Origin of the sequence: Pseudoroseomonas cervicalis ATCC 49957, assembly GCF_000164635.1 — a bacterium.
Classification (GTDB): Bacteria; Pseudomonadota; Alphaproteobacteria; order Acetobacterales; family Acetobacteraceae; genus Pseudoroseomonas; species Pseudoroseomonas cervicalis.
This window is the reverse complement of sequence record NZ_GG770778.1, coordinates 388636-393730: the sequence shown is the minus strand read 5'-3', so window position 1 is coordinate 393730 and position 5095 is coordinate 388636. Positions and strand designations below refer to the sequence as shown.

At 71.5% G+C, this 5095-nt stretch carries 3 protein-coding genes; 2 read left to right on the top strand and 1 reads right to left on the bottom strand.

Annotated elements, in window-relative coordinates; translation table 11 throughout:
• Positions 1 to 878, top strand: an 878-nt coding sequence (locus HMPREF0731_RS09100; RefSeq protein ID WP_007003801.1) for an N-acetylmuramoyl-L-alanine amidase family protein, incomplete at its 5' end; no start/stop codon positions are given.
• 153 nt (positions 879 to 1031) lie between these two features.
• On the opposite strand, the gene secA is transcribed toward HMPREF0731_RS09100, so the two are convergent.
• Complete coding sequence (secA, locus tag HMPREF0731_RS09095) at positions 1032 to 3764, bottom strand: preprotein translocase subunit SecA (protein WP_040612606.1); 2733 nt, start codon at positions 3762 to 3764, stop codon at positions 1032 to 1034.
• 328 nt (positions 3765 to 4092) lie between these two features.
• On the opposite strand from secA, the gene HMPREF0731_RS09090 reads away from it, so the two are divergent.
• Positions 4093 to 5085 carry a peptidylprolyl isomerase gene (locus HMPREF0731_RS09090; protein WP_007003799.1) on the top strand — a complete coding sequence of 331 codons (993 nt, stop codon included), beginning with the start codon at positions 4093 to 4095 and terminating at the stop codon, positions 5083 to 5085.
• The last annotated feature ends 10 nt before the right edge of the window (positions 5086 to 5095 follow it).

The following is a 5095-nucleotide window of genomic DNA, read 5'->3' as shown; positions in this document are numbered from 1 at the left end:
CGAACCGCCGCCTGCTGATCGACCTCGGCGGCCCCGTCTCGGTGCGCCGCGCCGCAGTCGAGGGCGGCCGCCTGGTCGTCGAGATCGGCCCCGGCACCCAGCCCGGCTTCGCCCGCCTGGCGCGTGGCGCCATCGGCGAGGGACGCTTCGGCACCGCCACCGCCGCCGCCCCCGCGCGCAGCCTGCCGCTGATCGTCATCGACCCAGGCCATGGCGGCAAGGATCCCGGCACCATCGGCGTCGCCGGCACCTATGAGAAGCGCATCACCCTGGCCGCGGCGCTGGAGCTGAAGCGCCAGCTGGAAGCCGCCGGCCGCTGCCGCGTGGCGCTGACCCGCTCGCGCGACGTGTTCATCCCGCTCGATGGCCGCGTCGACTTCGCCCGCCGGCGCGAGGCGGCGCTGTTCGTCTCCCTGCACGCCGATTCCGCCCCCGGCGCGCGCGGCGCCAGCGTCTACACGCTCGGCGACCGCGCCTCCGACGCCCTGGCCGGACGGCTGGCGCAGAGCCAGAACCGGGCGGATGCCGCCGGCGGCCTGCGCATCCCCGACGTCTCGCCCGAGGTGCAGCGCATCCTCTTCTCCCTGGTGCGGCAGGAAACCCGCGTGGGCTCCGCCCGCATGGCGCGCTTCGTCGTCTCCTCCCTCGACCGCAACGTGCCGCTGCTGCCCAACACCCACCGCCAGGCCTCCTTCGCCGTGCTGAAGGCCCCCGACGTGCCGAGCGTGCTGGTCGAGATGGGCTTCCTCTCCGACCGGCGCGACGAGGCCGCGCTGAACCGACCGGCCCACCGCGCGCTGATCGCCCGCTGCCTGACCCAGGCCATCCATGGCTGGGTGGCGCAGCACCACACCAGCGTGCTGGGCAGGACCGGATAGAAGAGAGAGAAGAGCCTGCGGCGCCTTCTTTCTGTCAGGCTGCCGCCGTCTGGTGGCGCGGCGGGGCGCGGCACTCGGAACGGCAGGGCCCTGTCACGCGGGCATAAAAAAGGGCGCCGTCAGGCGCCCTTTTTGTCGGAATGGCCGCTGCCCTCAGGCGGTGCGGCCATGGCAATGCTTGTACTTCTTGCCCGAGCCGCAGGGGCAGGGCGCATTGCGCGGCGTGCGGTACCAGGTGGACGGGTCCTGCGGGTCCACCCCCTCGCTCTCGCGCGGCAGCGCCGGCGCGGCGAAGGCATCGCCCGCCGCATGCTCCCACCCCGCCGCCGCGCCGGCCATCGCCGGGTCGGGGTGACGCATGTCGGTCACCATCACCGGCTCCGGCATCGGCGGCGGCGAGGCCGGGCTCAGCTCGATGCGCATCAGCAGCGAGGTCACCCGCTCGCGCAGCTCCTCGAGCATCGCGGTGAACAGGTTGAAGGCTTCCGACTTGTACTCGTTCAGCGGGTCGCGCTGCGCATAGGCGCGCAGCCCGATGCCCTGGCGCAGATGGTCGAGCGCCAGCAGGTGCTCCTTCCACGCCGCGTCGAACACCTGCAGCAGCACCGACTTCTCGACCTGGCGCATCAGCTCCGGGCCGATATTGGCGGCGCGGGTGGCGGCGGCCTGGTCGGCGGCGGTCTCGATGCGCTCGCGCACCGCCACCTCGTCGATCCCCTCCTCCTTGCCCCAGGCCTCCACCGGCAGGTCGAGGCCGAGCTGGTCCCGCACCTTCTCCTGCAGCCCCACCAGGTCCCACTGCTCGGGATAGGCGTTCTCCGGGATGGCGCGGGCCACCATGGCGGCGATCGTCTCGCGCCGCATCTCCTCGACCGTCTCGGCGACATCCGCCGCCTGCATGAAGGTCTTGCGCTGGGAGTACACCTCCTTGCGCTGGTCGTTCATGACGTCGTCGTACTTGAGCAGGTTCTTGCGCGTGTCGAAATTGCGCGCCTCGACCTTCTTCTGCGCCTTCTCCAGCGCCCGGTTGATCCAGGGATGGACGATCGCCTCGCCCTCCTTGAGGCCGAGCTTCTGCAGCATCCCGCCCATGCGGTCGCTGCCGAAGATGCGCATCAGATCGTCTTCCAGCGACAGGAAGAAGCGGCTGGCGCCGGGGTCGCCCTGGCGGCCGGAGCGGCCACGCAGCTGGTTGTCGATGCGGCGGCTCTCATGCCGCTCCGTGCCGATGACGAACAGGCCGCCCGCCTGCTTCACCACCGCCTCGTCGGCCTTCACCTGCTCGCGGATGGCGGCGAGATGCGCCTCCCACTCGGGCCCCTCATGCGGGCCGGGGAAATTCGCCTCGGCCAGCATCTCGGCATTGCCGCCGAGTTTGATGTCGGTGCCGCGGCCGGCCATGTTGGTGGCGATCGTCACCGCGCCCGGCCGGCCGGCCTGGGCGATGATGCCGGCCTCCTGCTCATGGTAGCGGGCGTTCAGCACCTGGTGCGGCACGCCCTTGGCCTTCAGCAGCTCGGAGATCAGCTCCGACTTCTCGATGCTGGTGGTGCCGACCAGCACCGGCTGCTGGCGCGCCTGCGCCTCCTGCACCAGCGCCGCCACCGCCTCGTACTTCTCGCGCGCCGAGCGGTAGACCTCGTCATCGCTGTCGATGCGCGAGACGGGCACGTTGGTCGGGATCTCGACCACTTCGAGCTTGTAGATCTCGGCGAACTCATCGGCCTCGGTCGAGGCCGTGCCGGTCATGCCGGCCAGCTTCGGGTAGAGGCGGAAATAGTTCTGGAAGGTGATCGAGGCGAGCGTCTGGTTCTCCGGCTGGACCTCGACGCCTTCCTTGGCCTCCAGCGCCTGGTGCAGCCCTTCCGAGTAGCGGCGGCCTTCCATCATGCGCCCGGTGAACTCGTCGATGATGACGAGCTTGCCCTCGCGGTTGACGATGTAGTCCACGTCGCGCGCGAACAGCACATGGGCGCGCAGGCTCTGGTTGACGTGGTGCACCAGGGTGACGTTCTGGAAGTCGTAGAGATCGCCCTCGGTCAGCAGCCCGGCCTCGCGCAGCATGCCCTCGACGGTGGCCGTGCCCGGCTCGGTCAGCGCCGCGGTGCGCAGCTTCTCGTCCTTCTCGTAGGTCTCCTTGTCCTGCACCAGCACGCGCACCACGGCGTCGACGGCGCGGTACAGCTCGGAGGAATCCTCGGCCGGGCCGGAGATGATCAGCGGCGTGCGCGCCTCATCCACCAGGATGCTGTCGACCTCGTCGACGATGGCGTAGTTGAAGTCGCGCTGGACCATCTCGTCCAGCCGGTACTTCATGTTGTCGCGCAGGTAGTCGAAGCCGAACTCGTTGTTGGTGCCGTAGGTGATGTCGCAGGCATAGGCGTCGCGCCGCTCGACATCGGTCAGCCCGTGCACGATGACGCCGCAGGACAGGCCCAGGAAATTGTACAGCCGGCCCATCTGCGCGCTGTCGCGGCTGGCCAGGTAGTCGTTCACCGTGACGACATGCACGCCCTTGCCGGTCAGCCCGTTCAGGTAGACCGGCAGGGTGGCGACCAGGGTCTTGCCCTCGCCGGTCTTCATCTCGGCGATGCGGCCCGAATGCAGCACCATGCCGCCGATCATCTGCACGTCGAAATGCCGCATGCCGAGCACGCGCTTCGACGCCTCCCGCACGGTGGCGAAGGCTTCCGGCAGGATGGCGTCCAGGCTCTCGCCCGCCGCCAGCCTTCCCTTCAGCTTCGGCGTCTGCGCCTGCAGCGCCTCGTCCGACAGCGCGGCGAGCTTCGGCTCGAAGGCCGTGATGGCGGGCAGCCGGGCGCTGAACTGCTTCAGCACGCGGTCGTTCGAGGTGCCGAAGACGGCGCGGGCGAGGCGGGCGAACATGCTGTGTCGAAACTCTCCGAGGGCCGCCTGGATGCTCCCCATGCCCGGCCGGTGCGGTCGGGTCTCGGACCGGAGGGGCGCCCAGGCCACGCGGCCGGACGGCCTCCGGCGCCGCCGGGGGCGGGCACAGGCTGCTTTGGTCGGAACAGATAGGCGCCACCCGCCCGACGGTCAACGAAAGGCGGAATGACAGCGTGGAAAGGCAGCGCTGCCGCTGGCGCGGGCGGCACGCCGCAACCTTCGGCCGGGCCGCGCATCCCCCCACATTGTGAAGCGAAGGGGCTTCCTTCATCTTGGCATGGTCCAGCCGCGAAGGCACATGCCCCGAATGCGTTTCCCGACCCTCACCCTCCCCGCCCTGCTCCTGGCCTCGGCCGCCACCCTGGCCGTGCCCGCCATGGCCCAGGCGCCCGCCGCCCCCGCCCCGGCGACACCGCCGGCCGCCGGCAGCCAGGCCCAGGGCAATGCCCAGGCCCAGCGCCCCAACCCGGTGGTCGCCCGCGTCGACGGGGCGGAGCTGCGCCGCTCCGACATCGAGGCGGCGCTGTCCCAGCTGCCGGGCGAGCTGCGCGCCGCGCCGCCGCAGATGCTCTTCCCCCTGGTGCTGGACCAGCTGATCGCCCAGCAGGCGCTGGTGAACGCCGCCCGCGCCCAGGGCCTCGACAAGGACCCCGAGGTGCAGGCCGCCATCCGCCGCGCCGAGGAGGAGCAGCTGCAGCAGGCCCTGCTGCGCCGCGCCATCGCCCCGGCCCTGACGCCGGAGGCGCTGCGCGCCCGCTACGACCGCGAGATCGCCGGCAAGCCGGGCGAGGAGGAGGTGCATGCGCGCCACATCCTGACCGCGACCGAGGCCGAGGCGCGCGCGGCGCTGGAGGAGGTCCGCCGCCCCGGCGCCGATTTCGCCGAGGTGGCGCGGCGCCGCTCCACCGGCCCCGGCACCCAGCAGGGCGGCGATCTGGGCTTCTTCAAGAAGGGCGACATGGTGCCCGAATTCGCCGAGGCCGCCTTCGCCCTGCAGCCCGGCCAGATCAGCCAGGCGCCGGTGCGCAGCGCCTTCGGCTGGCACATCATCAAGGTGGAGGAGCGCCGCACCGCGCCCGTGCCGAGCTTCGAGGAAAGCGCCGAGGAACTGCGCAAGGCCGCCTTCGAGGAGGCGGTGAACGCCGCGGTGGAAAGCACCGTGGCCGCCGCCCGGGTCGAGCGCTTCAACATGGATGGCTCGCCCCAGGCGCCGGCGGCGCAGAATGGCGCGCCCGGCGGCCAGGGCGGCGGCCAGGCGCCCTCGCTGCTGGATGGCGCGGCACCGCCGCAGCGCCGCTGATCCCGCGACC

Coding starts and splice junctions, on each gene's coding strand:
- HMPREF0731_RS09090 (WP_007003799.1), top strand. CDS start 4,093: ATGCGTTTCCCGACCCTCACCCTCCCCGCCCTGCTCCTGGCCTCGGCC.
- secA (WP_040612606.1), bottom strand. CDS start 3,764: ATGTTCGCCCGCCTCGCCCGCGCCGTCTTCGGCACCTCGAACGACCGC.